The following is a 26,685-nucleotide window of genomic DNA, read 5'->3' on the forward strand; positions in this document are numbered from 1 at the left end:
GCTTCGACTTGTACTCGTAACGCTTAATCCCAGTAATGAGCAACTTCATCCGCGATCACCTCGCGTCAGCAGCTCGCGCCACCAGGCCTCGTTGTGCTGGTACCACTCGATGGTGGCGGTCAGACCGTCGTCGAGCTTATACTTCGGCTTCCAGCCAAGCTCTGTCGTCATCTTGGACGGATCGATCGCATAACGGCGGTCGTGTCCGAGTCGGTCCTGCACGTACTGAATGAGCGTCTCCGGCTTGCCGAGCTGCTGCAGTACCGTACGGACGATGTCGAGGTTGCGCCGCTCGTTATGGCCGCCGATGTTATAGACCTCGCCCGGCTTGCCATTCAACAGGACGAGCGCGATCGCCGCGCAATGATCCTCGACGTGCAGCCAATCCCGCACATTCGTTCCGTCGCCGTATACCGGGATCAATTGATCCTGCAGCGCACGCGTTATAATAGTAGGAATTAATTTCTCCGGATGCTGGTACGGCCCGTAGTTGTTCGAGCAGCGCGTCGTCATGACCGGGAGCCCGTACGTCTCGAAGTAAGCTCTCGCCATCAAGTCCGAGCCTGCCTTGCTCGCAGAATACGGGCTGTTCGGCGCAAGCGGCGTCTCCTCGGTGAACAGACCCTCGTCGCCCAGCGAGCCGTACACCTCGTCCGTCGACACATGCACGAAGCGAGCTACTTGGTGCCGACGAGCCTCCTCGAGCAGGCACAGCGTGCCCATCACGTTCGTCCGGACGAACGCCCCCGCATCCCGGATGCTCCGATCCACATGTGATTCCGCTGCAAAATGGACGACCGCAGCCAGCTTCTCCTCATCGAACAGACGCGCTACCGCCTCAGCGTCGGCTATGTCTGCCTTGACGAATCGGTACTGCTCGCTGCCCTCAAGCTCAGCCACGTTGTTCGGGTTGCCCGCATACGTGAGCAGGTCCAGATTGACAATCCGATCGTGCGGATGGTGGCTCGCCCAATATTTAATGAAATTACTGCCAATGAAGCCGCAGCCTCCTGTTACAAGTATCGTTCTCATGCTTCCTCTTCCCCCAGCAATCGGATGCCTGCGTCAAGCAGTGAACGATGCGTTCCAGCATCAGTCCACCATCCGCGAAGCTCGCTGTACGTGAGCTGTCCGAGTCGGGCGTACTCATTGTTGACGTCCGTAATCTCCAGCTCCCCTCGCGCAGATGGCTTCAGGCTCCGAACAATTTGGAATACATTAGAATCGTACAAGTACATGCCCGTCACCGCAAGATCGGAATGAGGCTCCTGCGGCTTTTCTACTATACGAGTAATAACGCCGTTCTCGACTTCAGCCACGCCGTAGCGCTCAGGGTCAGGCACCCGCTTCACGAACACATGAGCACCATGCTCGCGCTGCTTGAATGCCGCAACCGCCTCGGCGAGCGAATCCTCGTACAAGTTATCGCCGAGCAGCAGGAGCACCTTATCATCAGCCTCCACGAACGGCTCCGCCAACCCTAGAGCTTGAGCGATGCCCCCCGCCTCCTCCTGCAGCAAGTAGGCGACACGCACACCCCAGCACGCTCCGCTGCCGACATACTCCGCGTACAGCCCCATCGAATGCTTGCCCGTAATGAGCAGCACATCCTTGATACCGGCCTCCGCCATCTTGGCGATGGCGTAATGGATCATCGGATATTTGCCGACCGGTAGCAGATGCTTATTCACAATACGGGTCATCGGACGCAACCGTGTACCGTTGCCACCGGCCAATAGTATTCCTTTCATCGCAGTTACTCCCTCCTAGCGCCACGCGCATTTGATGATGTTCGCTGCCATGCTGTTATGGTATGCACCTGCCGCAGTCGTCTAGTGGACGATTACCACGCATACGGAAAAATTGGCTGTTGTCCGTCGTTCGCTGCCGTTGCGAGGCCGAAGTGGACGGGCACTCCGTAAGTCTCCAGCAGGGGATGATTTCTGCTAGGGAACGGCCTCTGCCGATCGGGCACGTCCTCTACTGGGGGCACACTGGCTTGTCCTGGGACTCGACTTCTGGACCCGCTCGGTTTCTGGTCACGCTCGGCTTTTGCTAGGACTCGACTTCAGCCGAGGTCGACTTCTGCTCGTGCTCGACTTCTCCCGAGGTCGCTCTGGCTTGTCCAACCGTCGTGAAGCCTCTGTCACTCGAGCGAAGGGACACGAATGACCTTATTTCGAAGTATTAGTCGTTTTGCACAGTCTAACGGACTCAGAAGACTCTATTGCTCCTCTTTTACTCGTTATACCGCACTCTACCGCGTAATAAGGCTTTATGTGTCCGCAACTATTGTTCGATCAACGACTTTTGCTAGTTAGCGTCTCCTGTGTCCGTTACTCTGTCGGGAGCGTGTGGTGTCAGTGAGGTGTGCTACCATGCGGCTACGTTGAGCTACATAGTGTACGGACCCCGTTCGACGTAGTTTAGCAACAACCGAGCAGCGCTTAGCAAAAAAACTTTGATGTAAGCAACAAACGGACGTCCAGCAATATGCCGGACGTCCGCCTATGCCGCGGCGAGTTACGTTACAGGCCGCTCGCCGCCATGCAAGCTGCAGCTGCTCGCAGTTCTACTCTCACTGCTCACTGCTCACTGCTCACTGCTCACTAAGCCTTACGCTCGCTTGCCCATCGCGATCCAGTTCACCATACCAACAACAGCCGACGATGGCTGACTCCGCACGATACGCAGTGTCGCGCCATCCTGCCGCTTCTCGCAGATCGAAGCGTAGCAGCCCGACTCACTAAGTGTAGCGACCAGCGCGTAGTGCACATCGGAGAACGGCTCCTCGTAGCCGATCGTTACCAGCACTTCCTCGCACTCGTCTGCGAGCTGGAACATCTCGATGCCGTACTGCTGCACAGAAGCCGGCTTAGCGATAGCCGATGCAGGTGCTGCTGTTGCCTCAGCAGGAGCTACTTCCTGCTCTGCTGCAGGCTCCGCTCCAGCAAGCTCAACGAGCTCGGCTGTTCCATCCGCTCCCTCGACCGAGTCGCTTCCGTCCGCTGCTTCGACCGCGGCACTACCATCCGTTTCCTCGACCACACCTGCTCCGTCCACAGCCTCTACCTCGGCGACCGCTCCTTCCGCCGCCTCAACGGCAGCGCTCGAGCTTTCCCAGCCTTCGGCATCCAGCTCGAACTCAGCGGCGAACTCAGCCGCGTAGGCTTCGCTCGCTTCAGCTGCACACTCGCCTGTAGCACGCAGCGTATCAGTCTCCTGAGATGCAACAGCACCGTCCAGCGCCTCTGCGCCGATTCCTTGCACCGCTTGATCAAGCACGCCATCCGCGTCGGTTGCAGCCACACTCGCATCAAGAGCAGCTCCAGCTTCCAACGATTCAGCTCCTGCCCCGGACACCGCAGATCCCACATCCGACTGACGCTGCGCCTGCTGAGCGGCCTGCGCTTCTGTGACCAGCTGGAGCACCAGCTCCTGGAACGAAGCATCGAGGTGGCTCGCCGAGATGCTGCCCGGACGCAGGTGATAGCCCGAGATCGCCTCTGCCTTAATATGCAGGCTGTCAATCGTATCGTTGCATATATGGTCAGCCTGCACCGAGCCTCGCGCCAGCTTCTCCCAGCTCACAGCGCCATCGGCCAGTTTCGAGCCATCCACCGAGCCCTCCGACAGCTTCTCGCCCGTCACGGAGCCTTCGGCCAGCTTCTCGGTCGTTACAGCTCCGTCCGCCAGCTTCCAGCTGACTACCGCCCAGTCCGCTAGCTTCGACGTCTCGACCGAGCATTCCGCCAGCTTCACGCTCGTAATTGAGCGCTCTGCCACCTTCTCTGCTGTGACCGCGCCGTCCGCCAGCTTCTCGCCCGTTACTGCGCCATTGGCGAGCTTCTCGAAGACGACCGAGTGATCGGCCAGCTTCTCGGTGACGACCGACGCAGCTGCAAGCTTCGAAGACTCCACCGCACCGTCTGCTAGCTTATCAGCTACGACCGCTCCATCGCTCAGCTTCTCCGTACGGACCGCACCGTCGCTCAGCTTCTCCGTACCGACCACGCCATAGGCCAGCTTCTCCGATACAACGGAGCCATCCGCCAGCTTCTCAGCGCTTACGGCACCAGCTGCGAGCTTGGCGCCGGTCACTGCGCCCTCCGACAGCTTCTCACCCGTTACAGCGAAAGCACCGAGGTGCACCGTGTGCACCGCCGCTTCCGACAGCTGCAGCGCGCCGATGGCGCCTTCCTGAAGGTGCATCGAGGCTACGGAGCCTGCTGCCAGATGCACGCTGTCTACAGCGCCTGCCGACAGCTGAGTCGATGTCACCGCACCTTCGGCCAGCTTATCGGTCGTGATCGAGCCGCTCTCGATTTTGTCACGCGTCACGGCGCCAGTAGCGAGCTGCTGTGCCTTAATAACCGCAGAACCGAGGTGCAGGTTCTGAATAATGCCGGGCGACAGATGATCGGTCAGCACTGACGCGCGGGCGAGCTTATCGCTCGTCACGCTGCCCTGTGCCAGCTTCGCACTCGTTACCGCCAAGTTCGTCAGCTTGTCGGTCGAGACCGACTCGACGGACAGCTTCGACGTCGTAATGCAATGGTTGGCAAGGTGAGCATTCTGGACCGACGACTCCTGCAGATGCTGCGTCTGCACCGCACCCGGTGCTAGCTTCTCAGACGTCACTGCCCGTTCAGCCAGCTTATCGGCGCCAATGGCACGCTCCATCACATGCTCCGATCCGATCAGCCTGGCGCCAAGATGGACGGACTGCACACTTTTTTCCGCCAAATGTCCGGATTGAATGGAGCCTCCTGCTACATGCTCGCTGAGCACCGAATGCTTCGCCAGCTTCTTCGACGTGATCGCCTGATCGGCCAGCTTCTCGCTTGTTACCGACAGATGAACGAGCTGCTCCGTATCGATGATGCCGGACGCCAGCTTCTCCGATGTAATCGAACGCGGCTGCAGCTGCTCCGTACCGACGGACTTCGGAGCCAGATGAACGCCCTGCACGCTGCTCTCAGCCAGGTGCTTGGAGCCGATCACACCTTCTGCCACATGCTCGCCAAGCACGACTTGCTTCCCAAGCTTCTTGGATGTGACCGACTGATCCTCAAGCTTCTCTGCAGTAACGGCCTTATCGGTAAGGTGGCTTGCGCTAACGCTCTGGGCAGCGAGCTTGTCGCCGTTTACCGACCGAGCAGCCAGATGGTGGGCATCCACGACACCCGGTGCTAGATGCTTACCTTCGATCGTATGGTCCTGTAGATGCGCACTCTGTACCGAACCCTTCCCCAGCTTCGAGGCCGTGACCGCACCGTCCTTCAGATGCGACTGCTGCACGGATAGGTCCGTCAGGTGCATGCTCTCGATCTGCTTGGCGGCAATATGGCCGCTGTATATGCATGAATCGGTCAGATGCTCTGTCACGACGGAGCTCGGCTTCAAGTGCTCCGATGTGACGCTCCAAACGGCCAGCTTCTCCTCCGTTACGGCTCCCGCTGCAAGCTTCTCCGTACTCACACTGCCTTCTGCGAGCTTGGAAGCGGTGACCGTCTGGTCGCGAAGCTTCTCATGCGTGACCGACATGTCTGCGAGCTTTGACGTATTGACGGCACCATTCGCCAGATTGATCGTATGGACCGCACCGCTTCTGATTTTATCTGTCGTAATCGACTGGCTTTGAATCAATTCGCCGGTAATGGCTTCCTCCGCCAGATGCTTCGTATGAATGGAATGATCAGCCAGCTTCATGGCGTCGATCGTTTTGTCAGCAAGCTTCTCCGATGTGATACTGTTGTCTTGGATTTTGTCTCCGGTAATGGTATGGGCGTGGAGCTTATCTCCCGTAATGGAGCCTGTAACAAGATGCTCGCTCGAGATCGAGCGAGGCGCAATTTTTTGTCCGGTTACGCTGTGATCGGCCAGCTTACTTGTATCTACTGCATAGTCTGATAAATTATCACGTGTAACGCTGCCTCGCTTCAGCCTTGTACCATCGACCGCATATCTAGCAATCTTCTCTGTTGTAACCGCTTCGTCAGATATATCGTCCGTGTACACATTCGAGTCGCGACGTACGAATGTTGTTTGCTGCGGTGCAACGAATACTTCCTTCTTCGTTACAGGCACTGGCGGCTTCGCTTTAGGCTCGCTTCGCAGCTCCTCGGTTACCGGAGCGGCACTAACTACGGCATTTTCTTGACGCTTTGGGCTGCCGGCCTTCTTCGACAGCTCCTCATCGAGCCAACGCAGCTCGTTGATTTGGGGACGCATCCGCTTTGGATATTGCGTGCTGGGCTTGCGGGATTCCCGGCGGCTCTCCTTCTTCATGGGGGTTCCTCCTAGATGGCAGATAATGTTATCCAGTCATGGTAACATATGCACATCGCCCATCCATGGTCCTTGTGTCCATACAAAATTAGGCGACTGCCCCTGCACAGCCGCCCCGTCTTCACTTCTCCTGAACCATGCTCACCCATCGATCGGCCGTGCACGACCACGTAAAATGCTCTCTGACCCGCTGTACCGAGCATTCTCCAAGCTGCCTGGCCAAAGGCTCATCGAGCAGCAGGCGGCTCACCCGTTCCACGATACCCGGTACGATCAGCTCCGGCTCCACGGTGAAGCCCGTTACACCCTCGGCAATAATTTCCGGCATCCCTCCAGCCCTCGAGGCGACAACAGGAACGCCCGCGGCCATCGCCTCCACATTGACAAGTCCGAACGCCTCATTGCGCGAGGAAGGCACGACGAGCACATCCCCGAGTCGAAACCAATCATCCACCTCGTCGTGCGGCACGTAAGGGATGAACCTGACGTTCGCCTTGAAGCCCGCTGCCATCTGCTGCAGTCGTCGTACATACGGAGTTACTCGGCTTGAGCCATAGTAGGCGCTGCCAACGACGAGCAGCATCGCATTCGGAACCCGGGCTACTATTTCCGGCATCGCCTCCAGCAGATGATGAACACCCTTAATTGGAATGAGGCGGCCAACATACACAATTATTTTTTTACCCGTTAAGCCTTGCTTCTCCAGAAACTGCTCCCGCTTTACCGCCCCCTCCTCTGTCCAGCGGGATACGAAGCGGTCGGGATCGACACCGAGATAGTTGACTTTAATTTTACCCCTTGCCTCCGGTACTCTCCGGGCGATCTCATTGCCTAGAAATTGGCTGTTCACAATGATGCGGTCCACAGCCGCCAGACATCGGCGCAGCTCCTTGCGCCCCATATGTGGCCTTGAGACGAACGTAATCGAATGGAGCGACAGCCAGATCCGTGACTTCGGATGCTTGCGACGCAGCAGCCGTGCGAAGCGAGGCCTATTCTCCACCTGTATGAGTCTCGGACGCATCGGCTTCAGCAGCCTGCTCACCGACTGGATATATACGCGCGGCGACGGGGCAGGTACACGTCGATAATGAACCCCGTTACAGCGCTCCTTCGCAGGCCGCAGCCTGCTCTTGCGACCGACAACGACAAGCTTCAGCCGGTTACCGAGACGCCGTGACACCTGCTCGACGACGATCTCTACCGAGCTGCTCTTCTTCGACGGAATGACGAATGAGCCGGGGGTTACGACAGCTGCATCTAATTTGCGCTTCATAGCACACTCACTCCTTTGTAACCGTAATCCGCTTGCACCTATCTTATTCAAGATCGGCAGGCTACGGATGGGCCCCCATGCAGGAATAGGCGCTACATGCATACTTTTCACCTATGACGCGTATGAACTAGTGGCAGGCTGACTGTAATCTATCTACGGATGTGATTCGATATGAACGAACGATACACGATCTATGAAAGGCAGACAGCAAGAGCATTGCAGCGGTGGGAGAAGGAGCTGCTGAAGGCACCGGGAATGCTCGAGCGAACGTCGCGATCCGTTCAGCATCGAGTGAACCGTGTCATTCCAGAGAAAGTACACGAAGCGATCACCGTATCAGTCAAAAGCATCGTGCAAACCGCGCTCTTCACAATGGAATATATGCCTAAGGGAAAGCCTCTCACCGGACTCTCTCTCGCTGCCCGGGACCAACGTGCGGAGGAGCTGCTCAGCCTGTATAAGAAGGTTGCCGCGGCAGAGGGCGCCGGGACCGGAGCCGGAGGCCTGCTGCTCGGACTCGCCGACTTCCCAATTCTGATTGGTATTAAAATGAAGTTTCTATTCGAGCTCGCCCACGTGTACGGCTTCTCCACTCTCGACTACCGCGAGCGCCTGTACATTCTGTATGTGTTCCAGCTCGCCTTCTGCTCGCAGGTGAAGAAGCATGGTCAATTCCGCATACTTGCCGATTGGCCCCAGCTTGCTCGTCAGCTCCCACCTGCAGAAGCATTCGCCACACAAATCAATTGGCGGCAGCTGCAGCAGGAGTATCGTGATACGATCGATTTTCGCAAAATGCTACAGCTCGTCCCCGGCATCGGAGCGATCATTGGGGCTTGGGCTAATTACGGGCTACTGGAGGAGCTCGGTCAGACGGCCATGCATGCTTATCGCCTTCGATGGCTGCAGCAAAAAGACATCGACGGCTAGCCGCAGCTGTGCAGCAAGCAAGCTCGCCTCTTGTGTCATGAACGTTTACTGTCTTGACACCTACCTGACATTGTACTATCTTCAATTAAAGATTGATGTACTGAACAGAAAGGTGATGCCAGTCATGCCGAACGATCAAGACGAATCGCTGCACTTGTTTGTTGTTCTGGCACGTGCGTATGAATGGGTAGCTGCACATGCGGAGCGCGACATCAAGCGCCATGGACTGAATACAACCGAGTATGGCGTGCTGGAGCTGCTGTATCATAAGGGTCCCCATCCACTTCAGCAAATTGGTGAAAAAATATTAATGTCAAGCGGCAACATTACGTACGTCGTTGACAAGCTGGAGCGTAAAGGTCTTGTCGTTCGCAAGCCTTGTCACGCCGACCGTCGCGTCAGCTATGCAGACATTACAGAGACCGGCATCGCATTCTTGAACGATGCGTTCCCGTATCACAGGCAAGTCGTCGCGACAGCTGTTGCCGGTCTGACTGCCGATGAGAAGCAGCAGGCGATCGCTCTCCTGAAGAAGCTCGGATACAGCGCCAAGGAAAGCTATAAGCAAGCCTAGCTCCATCCCGTACCACCTATCAGCTATGAAGTCGGGATATGTATTGCGTTGCAAGGCTTCTTGTGTCAAGATAATCGTGAGCTGCAATTAGACTTATAAGAAAACAGGTGAACTTGAATCCCCATGAAAAAGACGATATTTCGGCTGTTAACCGAGCTTTCCTCGCGCAAGTCTATATCCCGGCTGACAGGGGCCATTGCCAAGTCCAAGGCGAGCCGCTCCTTCATCCCCCGCTTCGCCAAAACGTACGGCATTCGCATTGAGGACGCCGAGAAGCAGCTGCATGAATACGGTTCGTTGAACGATTTCTTTACACGTCGGCTGAAGCCCGGACTACGCCCCATCGATACGACCGAGCATGCTGTCGTCAGCCCCGTTGATGCGCTCATTACCGGAATGGGCGTCATTCAGGATGGCACGATGCTGCAGGTGAAGGGGCAGGATTACACGATCGCCGAGCTGCTGAACAACAGCCCGCGGCAAGTGAATTACAAGCACGGCTTCTTCTACGTATTGTACTTGAGCCCGACTGATTACCATCGCATACACACCCCGACATCGGGCAAGATTGTGGAGAAGGAGCACGTCCCAGGCAAGGTGTATCCGGTCAACGAATTCGGTCTCCGTCACATGCGACGGGTGCTGAGCCGTAACGAACGACTGATCACGTACATCCAGCACGGCTCCGGTGAGGTCGCGGTCGTCAAGGTCGGAGCACTCAATGTCAGCTCGATCCAGTACGTCTCTCCGCTTCCTGATCAAGTGCAAGCTGGCGATGAGCTCGCTTACTTCGAGTTCGGCTCTACCGTCGTGCTGCTTATGGAGAATGGTACGTATTCAAGCCGTCCAGAGCTCCAGGTCGGTTCACGAGTCCGAATGGGCGAAGCGCTGGGCTCGCTTAAGCCTTCTTCGACCAATTAAGAGAGACTTGCCACTCTATGGCAGAAAAAGAGGTGCAGTGCTGTGAGTGCGCATACAGAGATCGTCAAGCAAGACCGAGGAGCTTCCGCGGCTCAATCGTCACACCAGCCTCAACAGGCCGACGTGAAGCCTACGGTCTTCCGGATCTTATTCGCAATTAGTCTCGTCCACTTGTTCAACGACACGATTCAGTCGATCATTCCCGCCATCCTGCCGATCTTGAAGGATACGATGAAGCTGACGTACACACAGTCAGGCATCATCGTATTCATGCTTAACATGACAGCCTCTGTCATGCAGCCTCTGATCGGCCTGTATGCAGACCGAAGACCGATGCCCTATATGTTGCCGATCGGTATGGGCTTCACGTTCTTCGGTGTACTCGGTATCGCGCTCGCTCCGAATTACGGCATGGTGCTGCTGTCGGTCATATTGATCGGTCTTGGCTCCGCCGTCTTCCATCCCGAAGGCTCCAGAGTCGCCTTCATGGCTGGAGGCTCGCGCCGCGGGCTTGCGCAGTCGATCTTCCAGGTCGGCGGCAATTCCGGACAATCGCTCGCATCGGTCATGACCGCGATCATATTCGCCCCTCTCGGACAGCTCGGGGCTATCTGGTTCACTGCGATCGCAGCCATCGCCATCGTCGTCCAGCTCTATATTGCACGCTGGTATGACCGATATTTGACGCTCAATCCTCCCTCGCAGCGTAAGAGTGGCTCGCGAGGCATGAGCTTGCAGCGCAAACGCCAGATTAAGCTGGCGATCGGACTGCTGCTGTTTCTCATTTTTGCACGTTCGTGGTACCACGCAGGAATTACCATTTATTATCCATTTCAACTCATGGACCAATTCGCCATTACGCTAGAGCAAGCCCAAATTTATATCTTCTTATTCGCCGCAGCTGGTGCGGTCGGTACGTTCTTCGGCGGTCCGCTCTCCGATCGGTTCGGCCGACGCAACATGATCTTCTTCTCGATGCTAGGCTCAGCACCGCTCGCGCTGCTGCTGCCTTACGCTTCATCCGGCTGGGCCTATGTCATTATGCTGGTTAACGGCTTCATCATCTTATCCAGCTTCTCGGTTACGGTCGTATACGCTCAGGAGCTCATTCCAGGCAAGGTGGGTACGGTGTCTGGTCTCACGATCGGCTTCGCCTTCGGTCTTGGCGCCCTCGGCGCACTCGCCCTCGGACGTCTCGCCGACGTCTATGAGCTGGAGGCCGTCATGCTTGCGGTCAGCTTCCTGCCGCTGCTCGGCCTGCTCACCTTATTCCTGCCGAGCGACAAGACGCTTAAGGCATGGACGCAGGAGGCAGAGCAGTAGAGCTTTTAACAAAAATGGTTCCTTGCCGATAGGCAGGAACCATTTTTTTACAACAAATGTCTACAACAGGCTCCGGGTTATGTGTCGGGATGAGGGGTGCTGCTCCCTCAGCGCTTCCTTGGAACGTTATCCCCTTTGCTCAGGATGGGACTAGTGGGTGAGAGAGGCTTGTCAGGCTTGTCAGTCTCCTCGTATACATAAAGCAGCCTTGTCGCTGACTTGGCACAGACCTAACGCTGACCTGTTCGTTGGACCTAGATCAACATAGCAAAGAGGGAGCTGCCACTCAGGCAGCTCCCTCTCTATTGCTGTTATCATGCTTATACGATTCTAGAACAGATATTAGTTGATGAACCCTACGTGCTGCAGCAATCGCTTCAGCATAACCGTCGCTTCAGCGCGGGAAGCTTGCTTCTCCGGCTGGAACTGGTTCGACTCGTTGCCTTGAACGATGCCAGCAGTCGCATTGACAGCAACCGCCTCGACCGCCCAGCTCTGAATCTTACCGCCATCTGCGAACTTAGCAGCTACCGTAGCATCGCCTGCTGCGCGCTTGCCCGCTGCAGTGATCGCTCTACTGATCATGACAGCCATCTGCTCACGTGTAATCGTAGCATTCGGACGGAACGTACCGTCCTCGAAGCCATCGACGAGACCCGCCTTCATCGCTGCGCCAAGCGCACCAGCAAACCACTCGTTGCCCGTCACATCGTTCAGACCAGACAACGTAGCCTTGCTCTCCTTAAGACCCAGCGCACGGACGAGCAGCGCCGCGAATTCAGCGCGAGTGATGCTGCTGTCTGGAGCGAATGTCGTCTCTGTCTGCCCCTTCACGACCAGCTTGGAGGCTAACAGCTCCACATCTGTCTGCGACCAGTGACCGTTCAGATCACTGAACGTTTTATTTGCTTTTACAACCGTGTACGTACTGTTCGAGTTACGCTTCATCTGCACGACCGTCTTGCCGTCCACGACCTCGAATACAGCTGGAACGAAGCTGAACTCCTGCGTTGCCGGGTCGAAGACGACTGCTGTTGCTTCGGAGCCGTTCACCGGCTTCTGAATCGTGAGCGAGCGTGTCACATAGATGTTGCCGAAGTCATTCACTTCCGTTGTGCTGCTGCCAGCTTCCGCTGTAATCGTGAAGCTTACGGCTTCGGCCAATAGCTCAACACCCGTTTGTGAAGCGGACGATTGCACCTGCTGTGCTTCTGCGCCCGTTACTTCTTCGATCTTCACACTGATCGTCACTTGATCCGCAGTTGTGCCTAGTGCTGCCGCAAGCGTATCGACCTTCAGAATGCTGAGTGGAAGATCATACGACTTGCCGTCCGCGTTGATCTGAATCACAGCACCAGCAGTGCTAGCGGCCGCGCTCTTGAGTGCATCAGCAGGAAGCGCAACCTTCGCAGCACCTTCAACATTGCTGAGCTGAATGACTGCTATCTTGCCTGCATTGCTGCTGCTCAGCTGCTCGAATGCCTTCGTCAGCGTAGCCGCGTCAACCTCCAACTTCGTCACCACTTGACCGTTCGCCTCTGTTTCCTTCTTCACCGACTTCTCGTCGAACTTCAGCTCTACGCCCTTAGAGGTCACTTCAGTCGGAACTTCAGGCGTCGTGCTCGGTTGACCACTTGTACCACCCGAAGTATTCGTGTTCGGCGTGCTCTCGCTATCGCTGTCCGTCGTTACCGTTATAGTAGGACCGTCAGTCGTTACGTGTCCCGCAGCATCTACCGCTTGTACAGTGAACTTGTACGTTGTAGACGAAGATAGGTTGTCCACTGTTACACTGTATACAGAACCTGCTACGGTCTTGATCAGATTCGTGCCATTGAATACTTTGTAATCTGTAACTGCGACGTTATCTGTTGCCTTCGACCAAGTCAGCTGCAAGCTGGAGGTCGAAATGTTCGAAGCCGTTAGCGACTTGTTGCTCGGCCATACTGGCGGAGTCAAGTCTTGACCCTTCAAGTCTACGATGCGCCCTTCGACTTGCGGGCTCACCGAACTAAATTTCGCCAAGTAATCGACGAATACTTGATAATCGACCTCGAACAATTCGTAGAAGCGGCCTTCGCTCTTCGCCTGCTTCATCATCGTGTAGCCGTCACCGCCGTCAGCCAGGAAGGCGTTTGTAGCGACGATGTAATAAGCGTTTGGATCAATATTCGTGTAGCCGGTATCGGTCTTCACTTGAACACTTACAATACGCTCTCCTGCAGGCTTCGATGAATCATAGGTGAACTTCATGCCGGATACTTGCGGGAAGCGTCCTTCCTTCAGCTCCACCTTAGCTACACCGTGCTCCAGTGCATCAATCACTTCTTGACCAGTCATCTTCAGACCGACCAGCAGATTGCCGAACGGCATCACAGTCATTACTTGACCGAGATTGATATCGCCTGCTGGAATCGACTCACGGATTCCGCCGCCATTCTGAATCGCAAGGGTCGCCGGAACGCCCATCTCACGTGCCCTAGACACCATACCGTCTGTGATCAGGTTGCCGAGGTTCGTTTCACGGACACGTACATTGTCTCGCACACCATCGAGCACGACACTCGTTTTACCTACGATCTCCTTGCGTAGCTGCTCGAGCTCAGCTGCGTATACCGCCAGCTTCGCCTTAGCTACTGCATCTTCAGCGAATGGCTTCGCCGCCGACTTACCCAAGTCAACCAGCTTGCCATTCCACGACTTCAGCACGCCATCAGGAGTGAATACGACATCAAGCAGTCCGAGATATTTGTTATAATCCTCGCCCTGTACAATCAGCACAGGCTCCGTCTTCTGAATAACGACTGGCACATTAAGCTTCGTATGGCTGTGACCGCCTACGATGACGTCAATGCCTGTAACGGTGTTCGCAAGTACCTTATCGAACTCATAGCCAAGGTGCGTGACCGCGATAATTTTGTTAATACCTGCTGCCTGAAGCTGCTGCACAGTCTGTTGCGCCTTATCCAAATAATTCTCGAACGTGATGTTCGCGCCCGGAGACGACAGGAACGCGGTATCCTCCGTCGTTAAGCCGAATACGCCGACCTTATGTCCATAGACATCCAGAATGATCGATGAATAAATATGTCCATCCTTCGCCGGCTTGCCGATTTCGTTGCGGACGTATCCACTTAGCAGCGGCTCTTGTCCGAAGTCAACGTTCGAGCTGACGAATGGGAACTTCGCACCTTTGACGAAGTCTGCCAGCACCTGCGGCCCCTTGTCAAACTCATGGTTACCAAACGTCATTGCGTCGTAGTCGAGCATATTCATAAATTCGAGGTCAGCCTGACCCAAGAACTTATTGAAGTACAGTGTACCCGAGAATACGTCACCCGCATCAAGCAATACAGAATTACGTGTCTCTTGACGCAGCTCGCGAACAGCCGTTACTTTACGCGGTACATTGTCCAGGTTCGCATGCGTGTCGTTGGAGTACATGATACGCAGCGATGCGTCGCCATTCGGGTCCTCCACTTGACGAATACGGCCTTCAGCCACGTAGCTAACCGGACCGTTATAATTTTTCACAAAGTTCACCGTTGCTTGCAGATCCTCTGGACCTTGAACAGGATTTTGGCCCAGCGTATGAATCCGTACATATCGGTCCGATGTATTCGTGAACATGAAGCTGTTGACCACTACCGTATAGGTTGCATTCGGGTCAAGCGGTGTACCGTCTGGAAGCGTCAGGTCAATGACCTTGCGTGTATTCCCTACCACTGCCCAAGTATAACGGAAGCCGCCAATGTGCGAGTCTGGTCCGAATACCGGATTCGTTCCAAGCAGAGGCTCTACAATCTCCTTCATCTGAGCCCCCGTCACCTCTACCTTAATGAGCGTATTGTTGAATGGCTGAATCTTGTACAGCTCTTCCCACGTAATGTCCCCGACATTCAGCGTATCGCGTACGCCTCCGCCGTTCATGAGCGCAAAGTCTGCATTCATCTCCGCTCTCATCGCGTCAGCAATCAAGTTACCGAGCGGCTTATCGCCATACACACCGATCCCAAGTCCCGGATAATCCTTGCCCATATCCTTCGCATTGTAACCAACCACCTGCTGAAGCTGAGAACCTGCCAGTTGGTGGTAATGATCGATAATGCCCTGTACATGGACATCTGCATCTACGGTGCGGAGGTTGTACAGAATCTCCGCTGTCTTCGACACGACGTCGCCCGTTTCCCGGCTAATCTCAAGATCTACGTCCATCAGCGCCTTGCTGTATTCCCATGCGGAAACAACTAGCTTGCCGTCAACCTCGCCCTTCACTTCCTTATGGTTGTGTGCGGCGAAGATAACGTCTACCTCATCGTCGATCTTATTGGCCAGATCAACCGCTTCACCGGTCAATGTATTGTGCGCATCCGCATCAGCAGCCATATGTGCGAGCACGATGATCGCCTTCACACCTTGGTCCTTCAGCTCGCTAACCGCGAGATTGACTTCTTCGACAGCGTCCGTAAATACGAGGTCCTGTATGCCTGTTGGAATGACGATATGAGGCGTGCTCTCGGTGACGACACCGATGAAGCCGACCTTCACACCTTCAACTTCCTTCACGACATACGGCTTGAACGCATGCTTATTCGTTGACTTGTAGCGTACGTTCGCTCCAAGAATCGGGAATTCCATTCCCTTATACGTCGGGGAGCCCTTCCCATCCGGATGAGCGCCGCCCTCAGCAAGACGAATCAGCTCATTGGTGCCTTCGTCAAATTCATGGTTGCCGACCGCGCCGATATCGAAGCCGATCTGGTTCAGCACTTCGATGGTAGGCTCGTCCTGGAACAGTGCGGATAATGGCGGGCTTGCCCCTACCATATCGCCGGAATGGACTAACAGCGTGTTCGGGTTCGTCGCTCTCTTCGCTGCGATATGTGTAGCCAGGAACTGCATACCGCCGAGGTCTTTATCCTTATGACCATCGCCGTCCAAGTCTTTATTAATACCGGAGTCCTTCTCGTTGAACTTGACGTCAATATAACCGTGTAAGTCGTTCACGCCAAGAATTTGTAGCTTGATATGACCTTGCGGCGGCGTTGTACCTAGCAGATCAATCTGCGCCACGATCGGATCGTGATCGGATACGCGCCCCTTGGACGGCGAGAAGTCTGCGTTCAGGTGAACGATGTCGACTTCCGATTTGGCCGTCAAGTTTTTGCTGACTAGGATATGATCCAGCGCCTGTGAATTACCGTCGAACGTATACGTGTAGCGCTCGCCCTGCGGCAGCGTATCGATCAGGTTATCCAGCTCATTGCCCTTCAAGATCGTTACCGTCTGGGTGAACTGGAAGTCATTCAAGTCACCCACTACGACGATGTTCGCCTTCGGGTTCGCTGTCATGACATTTTTCACAAAGCCATTCACAACTGTAGCGATCTGATGACGCTGTACCTCGCTGGAGAGCACCGGAGGCTGTACCTTGCCGAATGGACCGTTGTCTCCGCCCTTGGAATTGAAGTGAGCCGCAACGACGATAACCTTCTCACCGCGGAATTCGAACTGTGCCGCTACAGGCTTACGCGAGCTATTGTAGGCACTGTTCGTCGGATCGATGCGTCCTGGATTGTAGGTCAGCTGACCTGTAGCAGCATCGTAGGCAACCGCAGTCGTCGCATTGCCCCTCGCATTGCTCACGCTGCCCGACAGTGTGACACGAGCCGGATTGTACAGGAAGCCTACGCGGATGTTACCGCCAGGTGCGCCGCCGTCCTTCTTGTTCTCAGGGGCCACATCCGTGTAGAGGTAATCTGGACCTCCCTTTGCTTTGATCGCGTCGATCAAGGCCTTGGCACCTAGGTCGGCTTCGACCGTGCCATCATCCGTTTCTCCGTTGTTATCCTGCATCTCGACGACGCCGATAATGTCCGGTGCCTTCAGGCTATTCACGAACGAGTCCGCAAGCTTGTTAATCTTGACATCCCCAACGCCAGGATAGAAGTTCTCAATGTTATAGGTTGCAACCGTAAGCTTGTTGTCATCCTTCGTGATGGTGGACGTCTCTTGCTGTACCGTACTGCTCTGAATGGCTGGCAGACTGTTCTGAGCCGGAATAACCTTGTAATTACCGAAGTTATAACCGATCACACCTGTAATCGGTGCAGCGAATGTATCGCCTGTGCTTACCTCTTGACCTGGATTGCCATAGGCGAGTAGCAAGCGCTGTGGATTGAAGTGACCCGCTTCCTTCAGTACGAGGCCGCCTGCAGGCGTCAACACTTCGTTGCCGTCATTCTCCACGCGAGTCGGAATGTTGTACAGCATCGAGCTATCTGTGCCGCTGGTCCAATACGGGCTCAGAATCGTCGCATTCTGAAGCTCCACACGCATCCCTTCGAGCGATTCGTAGAAATCGATCGCATCCTCCTCCGGCTCGAACAGCGTCATCGCATCGTTGTCGATGATCGAGGAAGGAATCATTCTGCCGTTTTTGCCGAGCACCACTGGCGCTGGAAGATCATTGCCAGATGATACCTTCGTGATGGTGGACAACGTAATTTGCGTCGAGGTCAAGTTGCTGCTGCTGCCCTCGTTGTACTCGCTGACCGTACCGCTGACCAACACCTTGTCGCCGACAGCCGGCTTCAGTGCTTCATTCGTGCTGAATACATAGATCGCTTCGGACGTGTTCACCTTGTTGTCCGGAGTCGGGTCTTGAATATAGAAGCCCTTGTACGCTCCAGTCGCAAACGTGTAGCCGAGCTGCGTTACAATTCCTTCGATCTCTTCAACCTTCTGACCGACGTACTCGGATGTATGAGTCTCGCCTTGAATGTCGTGAATACGAGGCTGCTCGGTTGCCGTATACTCGAACGTATAGACCGGGCTTTCCTCTGCATCCTTGACTGCTATTGCCTTGATCGTAACATTCTCATTCACTTGAATGGATGATTTATACAAAATGCTGTTCTTCGTTGGAGTCGAGCCATCTAACGTGTAATAGATGCTCGTTCCTGCTGTTGGGCTAGTAAGAGTAACTCCCTTGCCCTTAATAATTTTACCTGCGCCTGGAACAGCCGTTACCGAGAATACATTCTCGACCAGCGCATGGTCGCCAAGCGGAATGAGCTGATAGCTCGAATCGAATTGCTTAATTACACCTGTCACTTTCTCAAAAGTCTTGCCTTCAACGAGCTTGGACAGGCTGGAATAGATCGTGAAGGTCGTTCCGCCCTGACTCGCCGTTACGACGCTTCCGCTCTTGCTGTCGATCTTCACGTCCTCAAGATAGACAAGCTGCGCCTCGTGCTGGGCGCCGTTCGCTTCGGATAAATCCGAGGCGGTAATCAGCTTCGCTGCAGGGACGCCTGCATTCTCCTGTACGACCGTGTAGGAGAGACCGTTCACCGGCTTAATCTCCTCAAGGTTGCGATAGATATCCATCGTACCTGCGACTTCGATCTCATCGCCTACTTCCGCGAAGCTCGGGAAGCTGTACAGCACAATGCCAGCCTCACCATCCTGAATGTACATTTCTTGACCATCAATATGAGTCACGATGCCTCGTGTCCATACATTGCGGGACTTAGGTGCTGTCCGTGTCTCAGCAATGCTCTTCTTCTCCAGAACAGCATAATCCAGCGTCGTCTCGGCACTGTTCGCATGACCTGGAGCAGACGCATAAGTCTGGAGTGCCATACTGTCTGTAAGCACAATTGGACCTGTATAGAGGTTATATCCAGCGCCTGTGTTGACATAGACGGAAGCGCCTACCGTGGAGGAGCTCAGCATAATCTCCGTTCCGACCAGCCATGCGTTCGGAGCAGGGCTGGCCACTACAGCAGAGGTGCTCGGAGCTCCCATCGGAACGCCCCATACTTCGATATTCGAGATACGGCTGTTGCCGGTGTTGGCTACCGTACCGTTATTAATGGATACGTTGCTCGTATTGACCCAGCGAATGTACAGCTCAGACTGATCCGACGCAGCGCTTGGCAGTGGAACATTGTCCACAACCTTGCTGTTCGTCGTTGTCAGCGTGTAGGAGCTGTTCGGGACATCTTGGAAGGTAGATCCGTCCGTGCTGTATTGGAGCTTGAATTCCTTCGGTGACGTGTTCGTACCGTAGTTCATCGAGGATAGCGCAAGCTGAGAGTAGCCTGTCGAATTCAGCTTGATCTGCCAATAACTGTTCGGCGTATCCCAGCTGTTCGTATAGATCGTAGTGCTCGAGCCTGTATAGCTCGCTGTTCGGTTACCACTAATGGAGAACAAGCTGATACCATTGTTCAATCCGTTGCCACTGTTCGCTGTGAAGGACGTCTCGGACGTAAATACCCATCCTGCGACCTTCTCTGCTGCGGCTTCAGCAGATGCGGTGTTGATCCATCCGCCAGGCGTTATTAACGTGAAGAGCATCATGATGACAAGAAGCCAATGAAGCGACTTATTCGCGCTTCGATTCATTCCCGGCATGCCTAGTACCTCCCATATTCAAATAGAATGATAGTTATCGACTGAAGATTATCACTCCAATGTTATCGGAAGTATATGCACACGTTAAGATATCGTAAATCGTCAACTAAAGTCGAATACTTCTGTAAAAAAAAGGAGAAGCGAACGACGCCTGCAGCGTGCTCCTTCTCCAAATGACCTATATATAAGCGACCAACCTCATCCTACAGGACCGCCGCTCTACCTATTCCTTTAACCACTGTTCAAACTACTTCCCTGCAGCCGCCTTCGCCTTCTGCAGCTCCTCGTTGCCTGCCTTCTCCGCATCCTCCAGCGCTTGATGCACGAACTTCTTGCCGAGGAAGACGTTCTCGACTTCCTTCATCACGATGTTCTTTACCGCTGACGAGCCGAGCAGACGAGTATAGAAGAAGCCGTCCTTCAGCTGGGTTGCCGCTACGCCTTGCTTCGGATTCAGCGCGAGGTACTCCTTGTAGGCCGGGGACTCCTCAGCCGACTTCCGTACAGGCAGATAGCCCGTCTTCATCGCCCAGTAAGCCGTATTGTCCGTGTTGATCAAGAACTTGATATATTCCCACGCCGCCAGCTTCTGCTCCTCGGTCGCAATGTCGAAGACAGACACGTTCGTTCCCTGGATGACGGCAGCCGCCGCCTTACCCTTCACCAGCGGAGCAACGCCCCACTCGAACTTGCCGGCAACACCCTTGTCGACGAACGTCATGCCAGCAGAAGAGCCGACATACATCGCGACGTCACCGCGTCCGAACGGCTCGGACATGAACTTGTCTTCTCCAGCTGTGCGACCAGTGCCGTCCTTAATGAAGCTGTGCAGGAACGTCAGCGCTTCGTTCGCCTCCGGCTTCGTCAGCTGCAGCTTGAGCTCGTGCTCCAGAATGTAATGACCACCCGCCTGCAGCACATAGGCATGCAGGTCCATGCCAATCGAGTTCTCGAAGCCCATCCCGATGATGCGCCCTTGGCCGTCCGGCTTCGGCTGTGTCAGCTTCGCCGCCGCTTCCTTCAGCTCGTCCCAAGTAGTCGGCACCTTCACGCCCGCCTTGTCCAGCAATGTCTTATTGTAGAACAGCACATTCGTTGATTTGTTAAAAGGCATGGAGTAATAGCGCTCATCCCACATATTGTTGTCGCGGAACACCTTGGCGATGTCCTCAAGCTCTTCCTTCTTCCAGCCATACTTCGGATCGTTCACATATGGTGTCAGATCAGCGACGATGTCGTTGGCAATGAACTCCGTGTTCCAGTCCTCATACGTCTGCGACAGCGTCGGCGACGTCTTCGCCTTCGCTGCGGCCGTCAGCTTCTGCTGCAGGTCGGTATAGTTGCCTTGCGCGACCAGCTTCACCTTAATATTGGAATGCTTGGCTGTGAAATCATCCGTAATTTTTTGAAGTGCCTTCTGCTGCTCGCCGGCCATTGCATGCCAGAACTCGATCTCAACTTCCTTGCCCTCCAGCGTCGTCTGAATGCCCTTCGGTGCTTCCTTCTCGGCCTTCTGCTCTCCCGGTGCGCTTCCTTCGCCACTGCAGCCCGTCGCGCTTACAGCGACAGCAGCGGCAAGCAGCATGACGGATAATTGCTTGTTCATCCCATTTCCCTCCGAATTGGTTAATATATATGATTAAGAGCGGTTAGCCCTTTAACCCGCCTCTAGAGATGCCCTCCACGATGTGTCGCTGCAGCAAGGCATACAGCACCATCATCGGCAGCACAATGAACGTGGCCGCAGCCATCATCAGCTCGTAGTCGGTATTCATCTCGGTCGTAAAGGCAGTTAAGCCGACGGGCATCGTCCGCATCTCTTCGGAATTCGTCATGATGAGCGGCCACAGGAACGCATTCCAGGAGCCGATCGCCTTGAACAGCGCCAGCGTCACCAGTGCGGGACGGACAAGAGGCACCATCACCCGCCACAGAAACACCCGGTCTGTCGAGCCGTCGATTCTCGCGGCGTAATACAGCTGCTGCGGCACTCCCAGCATATATTGACGCAATAAGAAAATGGCGTACACCGAAGCAAGCCACGGCACGACCAGCGCCTCATAGCGGTCAATCCAGCCGAGCTGCGCGAGCGTCATGTAGTTCGGGATGAGCAGCAGCTCCTCTGGCACCATCAGCGTCGCCAGCAGCAATGTGAACAGCGTCTCCCTCCCCCAGAACCGCAGCCTCGCGAACGCGTAGCTGGCCAGCACAGCCGTCACGAGCTCGCCGACGGTGCATAGCACGACGACGACGACGCTGTTCAGCAAGTATCGGCCGAACGGCGCAGCTTGCCAGGCTGTGACATAATTGCTCCAATTGAGCTCCGACGGAAGCCAGACCGGCGGTATCGCAGCTACCTCAGACGGAAGCTTCAGGGAGGTGGAGATCATCCACACGAACGGCAGCAGCATGGACAAGCTTCCTGCCGTCAAGACGACGTATGCTGCAGCCTTTGCGATTGAGTCCTTGCTCATCGGCCTCCCCCTCTCCAGCGCATTAATAATGGACACGCTTGCGTCCGATGTACATTTGCAGCAGTGTGAACAGCAGCGTTACGCCAAGCAGTACGTAGGAGGCGGCCGCCGCCATGCCGTACTTGGACTCGCTGTAGAACTTTTCGAATATATAGTACACGATCGTCATCGCACTCCGACCTGGGCCTGCATGACCGCCTAATCCGCCGAACAGCGCGAACACCTCATCGAACACCTTGAACGACACGATAACCGAGACGATGGCGATGTAGAACGTCGTCGGCGACAAGAGCGGCACGGTGATGCGCCAGAAGCGCTGCCAGCTCCTTGCGCCATCCATGCGTGCAGCTATATACATGCTGCGGTCAATGCTCTGCAGCCCCGCGAGAAAGATGATGATGTTATACCCAAGACCCTTCCATATGCACAAAATAATCAGCGACGGCATCGCCCAGTCCGGGCTCGTCAGCCAACCGATCGGTGACACGCCAAGCGAGCCGAGCATCGCGTTGATGAGCCCGTAATCCGTATGGTACATCCAGCGCCATACCATCGAGATCGCGATCACACTGGTAACGACAGGGAGAAAATAGACAGAGCGGAAGAAGGCGCGTCCCTTGATCGAGGACGTCAGCAGCACCGCGATGAACAGCGAGATGGCAATCGTCACCGGAACCGTCCCGAGCACGAGGATGAACGTGTTGCGAAGGGACAGCCAGAACAGCGGATCGTGCACGATCGCTACGTAATTATCGAAGCCGCGTTCGTAGACGATATTCTTGAAGTAGTTGTACTTGGTGTACAGGCTGACATCGAACGCCTTGACGATCGGATACAGCGTGAACACGCCGAGTATCGCGAACGCCGGCGTAAGATACAGCCAGGCATGGAGCGTGGAGCGCAGCGTCGGGCGTTCCTTCATGGGCGCGGCACACCTCCCGCCAGCGCGTAGTCGCCGGCCAGCCGAACACCGCTGGCCGCATCGAACACGTGCGCGGTGCCCGGGCGCACGGCGAGCGCGAGGCGCTCGCCCGGCTGTACGTCCGTCTCCTCCGGGACGTACAGCCGAATGGCCGCGCCGCCGCGTAGGCGGGCGCGCAGCAGCTTATCGCGGCCGATCGTCTCGACGAGCTCTACCGTCGCCCAAGCGACGGTAGAGTCGTCTGCGACCGCGGCCAGCGTCCAATGCTCGGGCCGCACGCCGACCGTGACGGCCGCACCAGCTGCAGCACCGTCTTCGGTCAAGACGACGGTGCGACCGTCCTCGGCGAGTGAAGCGCCGAGCATATTCATCCGCGGCGAGCCGATGAACTCGGCCGCGAAGACGTTCGCAGGCTCGCGATACATCGCCTGCGGAGACGCATCCTGCTGCAGCCTGCCGCCCTCCAGTAGCAGGATGCGGTCGGCGATGCTCATCGCCTCCTCCTGGTCGTGCGTCACGAACACGGTCGTGATGCCGACCTCCTGCTGGATGCGGCGAATTTCCTCGCGCATCTCAAGGCGCAGCCGCGCATCGAGATTAGACAGCGGCTCGTCCAGCAGCAGCAGCCGCGGCTCCTTGACGAGCGCGCGGGCGATGGCGACGCGCTGCTGCTGCCCACCCGACAGCTCGCGCGGCTTGCGGGCGAGCAGCTGCCCGATCTGGACGAGCTCGGCCATCGCTTCCGCACGGGCTCGCGCTTCCTGCTTCGGCACCTTCTTCATCTGCAGCGGAAATAATATATTGTCAAGGACGGTCATATGCGGATATAGGGCATAATTTTGGAACACCATACCGATCTCACGGTCCTCGGGCTCCACCTGATTCATCAGCCTGCCGTCGAACCGGATCTCTCCCCGGGATGGCTTGTAGATGCCAGCCAGCGCGAACAGCGTCGTGCTCTTGCCGCAGCCGCTCGGTCCGAGCAGCGCCGTCAGCTCCCCGCTGCGGAAGTCTACGGTCAAGCCGTCGACCGCCTTCACAGAGCCGAACTCGATCGTTAATTGCTCACACGTTACATTCACGTTCAGGCGCTCCTTTACTATCGAATTGCGTCGAAAGCTTGCCATAACGGACAAATTATACGATGGTATCGTTAAGCACCTGTTAAGCTGATGTTAATATTTTGTAATGAATGTATTAATTTACTCCCTGCATACCCACTATTCGATCTATCGCCTCCCTCATCTCCGCCTCCTCCACATCTGAGAAATGGAAGTAAGCGCCCCAGCGCGCCTCCTCCGTGCCAGCTTCCTGCACCACCGTCTCTGCCCAGTACACGCCTCTGCGCCGACACGCGTCCCGGTAGGCTATATACGCCTGCTCCGTTCCCCGCCACCAGCCGAACAGATGCAGCCCCGCGTCGCTCGGCACCCATTCGAACCGATCGACAAGCCGATCAGACAGCAGGCCGGACAGCGCCTCATACCTACGGCTGTATACGCGCTTCATGCGGCGCAGATGACGTTCGTAGCCCCCGCTGGTCATAAAAGCAGCCAGCGCCTGCTGCTCCAGCGCATTGGCCGGATACGGCTCATACAGTGACTGCCCCATCACGAACGGAGCGACGAGCCGCTCTGGCAGCACGGCATACCCGATCCGTAGGCCCGGCGGCATCGTCTTCGTGAAGGAGCCGACGTAGATGACGCGTCCGTCCCGATCGAGCACCTGCAGCGGCTCAAGGCTGCGCCCCTTATGGCGGAACTCGCTGTCATAGTCATCCTCGACGATGACAGCACCTCGGCGTGCCGCCCACGCGAGCAGCGCCTGCCGTCGCTCCAGACTGAGCACAACACCGGTCGGGAATTGACGGGAAGGAGTGACGAACAATAGACGTGCGTCCCAATCGGCCGGGACGATGCCCTGTTCATCCAGACTCCCCTCCAGCAGTCGTCCGCCCGCTGCGCGTATGGAGCGGCGAATACCGGAATAGCCCGGCGTCTCGACAACAGCCGCGTCCCCCTCCTCCAGCATGAGCTGCACAATCAAAGCGATCGCCTGCATCGACCCGTGAACGATCGCGACCTGCTCAGCCTTGACGCGCATCCCTCTTGCACGCCCCAGATAAGCCGCAATCGCTTCGCGCAGGCTCAGACTGCCTTGAGCCGTCACTTGCTGACGGCTGCTCCTCTCATCATCCGTACGGTGCAGCGAAGCACGCACGGACGTATGCATCCATTTGCTCCATTCGGAGTCGGGAAACAAGCTCATGTCGGTGTGTCCCTTAGAGAAGTCGATCGTCTTCGGACGGCTGGCATGACACGGACTGGCTCCGGTAACTTCAAACACATTAGTAGACAAGGAATCTCCTGTACCTCCGGCGACTCCAGCACGCCCGCCAGCTCTCGCAGCATCGCCGTGCAGACGCTCCAGCCTGCTCGCCCAAGCCGTAAGCCGAAGCTCAGGACGAGCCATCGGCTCTTCAGCACGACCAACTCCACTCTGATACACAATTACGGTACCTTGACCGACCTTAGAGCTCACATAGCCTTCGGCAGCGAGCGTCTCATATACGGCGCTCACCGTTCCGCGCGACAGGGACAGCTGCCCTGCCAGCTCCCTCGTCGACGGTAGCCTCGTCCCTCGGGGCCACACCCCCTCGACGATCCCATCTTTCAACGCATAATACAGTGCGTCAGATTTCGTTGCATACCGTAGACAATAAGAATCGAATGGAACATGGAACTGCATCGATCACTTCACCTCTATAATGGTCTAATGAAAAACACTATAATTGGATCTTATCATAAGCCAATTGATTGACTAAGCTACTTGTAGAGCAATTCATACATTGTCTATGAACTGAAGGAGGCTATGAACGATGCGAAGAATCGATTCAGCTATTGCGGACCAAGAGGAGCTCGAGCTATTCCTTGCCGATATGAGCTATGGAACGCTGGGCACATGGGGAGAGGATGGATGGCCGGAGCTGACGCCGCTTAACTTCGTGTACGACGGTGGCTGTATTTATTTTCACGGAAGTCGAATTGGACAGAAGATGTCCAACCTGAAGGCACAGCCGAGGGTGACGTTCTCCGTCGCCAAGGAGTACGCCATTATTCCGTCCTACTACTTGGACCCGAAGCTCGCCTGCCCCGCGACCGCCTACTTCAAATCGGTACTCATCAAGGGCACCGCGCAGCTCGTTAATGAGCTGGAGGAGAAGGCGCTGGCGCTGGCAGCGTTCATGCGCAAGCTGCAGCCTGAGGGCGGCTATGCGCCGATTGATCCTGCAGACGCAGACTACCTTCCGCAGCTCCGGGCCACGGCTATCGTCAAGATTAACGTAGAGACAATGTCCGCCAAGTTCAAGTTCGGTCAAAATTTGACCGAACCGAAACGCGAGAGCATCATGGACGGCCTCGCACGGCGGGGCGCGGAGCTCGATCACGAGACGATGGAGCTGATGAGGAAATATTGCCCACACCATCGCTCACAGACGTAAGCCCTTACATCTGCAGCTGACGCTTTTCAACCCGGACGATAGCCGTTA

General features: G+C 55.9%; 15 protein-coding genes. 5 read left to right on the forward strand and 10 right to left on the reverse strand.

Translation table 11 applies throughout. The annotated features are described in order from the left end of the window. Positions 1-45: 45 nt before the first annotated feature. The 4 genes from rfbB to PAE68_RS17880 form a co-directional block, all read right to left on the reverse strand. Positions 46-1,032, reverse strand: coding sequence for a dTDP-glucose 4,6-dehydratase (gene rfbB, locus PAE68_RS17865; RefSeq protein ID WP_281889217.1), 987 nt, complete (start codon positions 1,030-1,032; stop codon positions 46-48). Further along, complete coding sequence (locus PAE68_RS17870) at positions 1,029-1,751, reverse strand: sugar phosphate nucleotidyltransferase (RefSeq protein WP_281889219.1); 723 nt, start codon at positions 1,749-1,751, stop codon at positions 1,029-1,031. Before PAE68_RS17870 ends, rfbB begins: the two co-directional genes overlap by 4 nt. 865 nt (positions 1,752-2,616) lie before the next feature. Beyond that, the gene (locus tag PAE68_RS17875) at positions 2,617-6,291 is read right to left on the reverse strand and encodes a WIAG-tail domain (protein ID WP_281889220.1); all 3,675 of its coding nucleotides are present in this window, start codon (positions 6,289-6,291) and stop codon (positions 2,617-2,619) included. Positions 6,292-6,412: 121 nt separating this feature from the next. After that, positions 6,413-7,567, reverse strand: a complete 1,155-nt coding sequence (locus tag PAE68_RS17880) for a glycosyltransferase family 4 protein (protein ID WP_281889222.1) — start codon at positions 7,565-7,567, stop codon at positions 6,413-6,415. Between the two features lie 171 nt (positions 7,568-7,738). Between PAE68_RS17880 and PAE68_RS17885 the strand changes: the two genes are divergently transcribed. From PAE68_RS17885 to PAE68_RS17900, 4 genes are all read left to right on the forward strand, one after another. Beyond that, positions 7,739-8,497, forward strand: a complete 759-nt coding sequence (locus PAE68_RS17885; RefSeq protein WP_281889224.1) for an EcsC family protein — start codon at positions 7,739-7,741, stop codon at positions 8,495-8,497. A 124-nt stretch (positions 8,498-8,621) separates the two neighbouring features. Next, positions 8,622-9,071, forward strand: a complete 450-nt coding sequence (locus tag PAE68_RS17890) for a MarR family winged helix-turn-helix transcriptional regulator (protein ID WP_281889226.1) — start codon at positions 8,622-8,624, stop codon at positions 9,069-9,071. Between the two features lie 123 nt (positions 9,072-9,194). Next, a complete protein-coding gene (gene asd / locus PAE68_RS17895) occupies positions 9,195-9,992 on the forward strand; it encodes an archaetidylserine decarboxylase (protein ID WP_281889227.1) in 798 nt (265 codons plus the stop codon). A gap of 123 nt (positions 9,993-10,115) precedes the next feature. After that, a complete protein-coding gene (locus tag PAE68_RS17900; RefSeq protein WP_281891125.1) occupies positions 10,116-11,315 on the forward strand; it encodes an MFS transporter in 1,200 nt (399 codons plus the stop codon). A 342-nt stretch (positions 11,316-11,657) separates the two neighbouring features. Here PAE68_RS17900 and PAE68_RS17905 read toward each other — a convergent pair whose 3' ends face one another. The 6 genes from PAE68_RS17905 to pdxR form a co-directional block, all read right to left on the reverse strand. Beyond that, positions 11,658-19,739: a 5'-nucleotidase C-terminal domain-containing protein gene (locus tag PAE68_RS17905; RefSeq protein ID WP_281889228.1), complete on the reverse strand. Its 8,082-nt coding sequence runs from the start codon at positions 19,737-19,739 to the stop codon at positions 11,658-11,660. Between the two features lie 247 nt (positions 19,740-19,986). Next, the gene (locus tag PAE68_RS17910) at positions 19,987-21,345 is read right to left on the reverse strand and encodes an ABC transporter substrate-binding protein (protein WP_281889229.1); all 1,359 of its coding nucleotides are present in this window, start codon (positions 21,343-21,345) and stop codon (positions 19,987-19,989) included. Between the two features lie 43 nt (positions 21,346-21,388). Continuing rightward, on the reverse strand, positions 21,389-22,213 hold the full coding sequence (locus PAE68_RS17915; protein WP_281889231.1) for a carbohydrate ABC transporter permease: 825 nt from the start codon (positions 22,211-22,213) through the stop codon (positions 21,389-21,391). A 22-nt stretch (positions 22,214-22,235) separates the two neighbouring features. Continuing rightward, entirely contained in the window at positions 22,236-23,135 is a 900-nt protein-coding gene (locus PAE68_RS17920) for a carbohydrate ABC transporter permease (protein WP_281889233.1), read from the reverse strand. Beyond that, complete coding sequence (locus PAE68_RS17925; RefSeq protein ID WP_281889235.1) at positions 23,132-24,217, reverse strand: ABC transporter ATP-binding protein; 1,086 nt, start codon at positions 24,215-24,217, stop codon at positions 23,132-23,134. The genes PAE68_RS17920 and PAE68_RS17925 overlap by 4 nt, the downstream gene beginning before the upstream one ends. A gap of 115 nt (positions 24,218-24,332) precedes the next feature. Then, entirely contained in the window at positions 24,333-25,883 is a 1,551-nt protein-coding gene (gene pdxR / locus PAE68_RS17930) for a MocR-like pyridoxine biosynthesis transcription factor PdxR (protein WP_281889237.1), read from the reverse strand. A 130-nt stretch (positions 25,884-26,013) separates the two neighbouring features. On the opposite strand from pdxR, the gene PAE68_RS17935 reads away from it, so the two are divergent. Beyond that, positions 26,014-26,637, forward strand: a complete 624-nt coding sequence (locus tag PAE68_RS17935) for a pyridoxamine 5'-phosphate oxidase family protein (protein ID WP_281889239.1) — start codon at positions 26,014-26,016, stop codon at positions 26,635-26,637. The last annotated feature ends 48 nt before the right edge of the window (positions 26,638-26,685 follow it).

The sequence above is a fragment of the Paenibacillus sp. YYML68 genome (assembly GCF_027923405.1).
In the GTDB taxonomy this organism is placed as follows: Bacteria; Bacillota; Bacilli; order Paenibacillales; family NBRC-103111; genus Paenibacillus_G.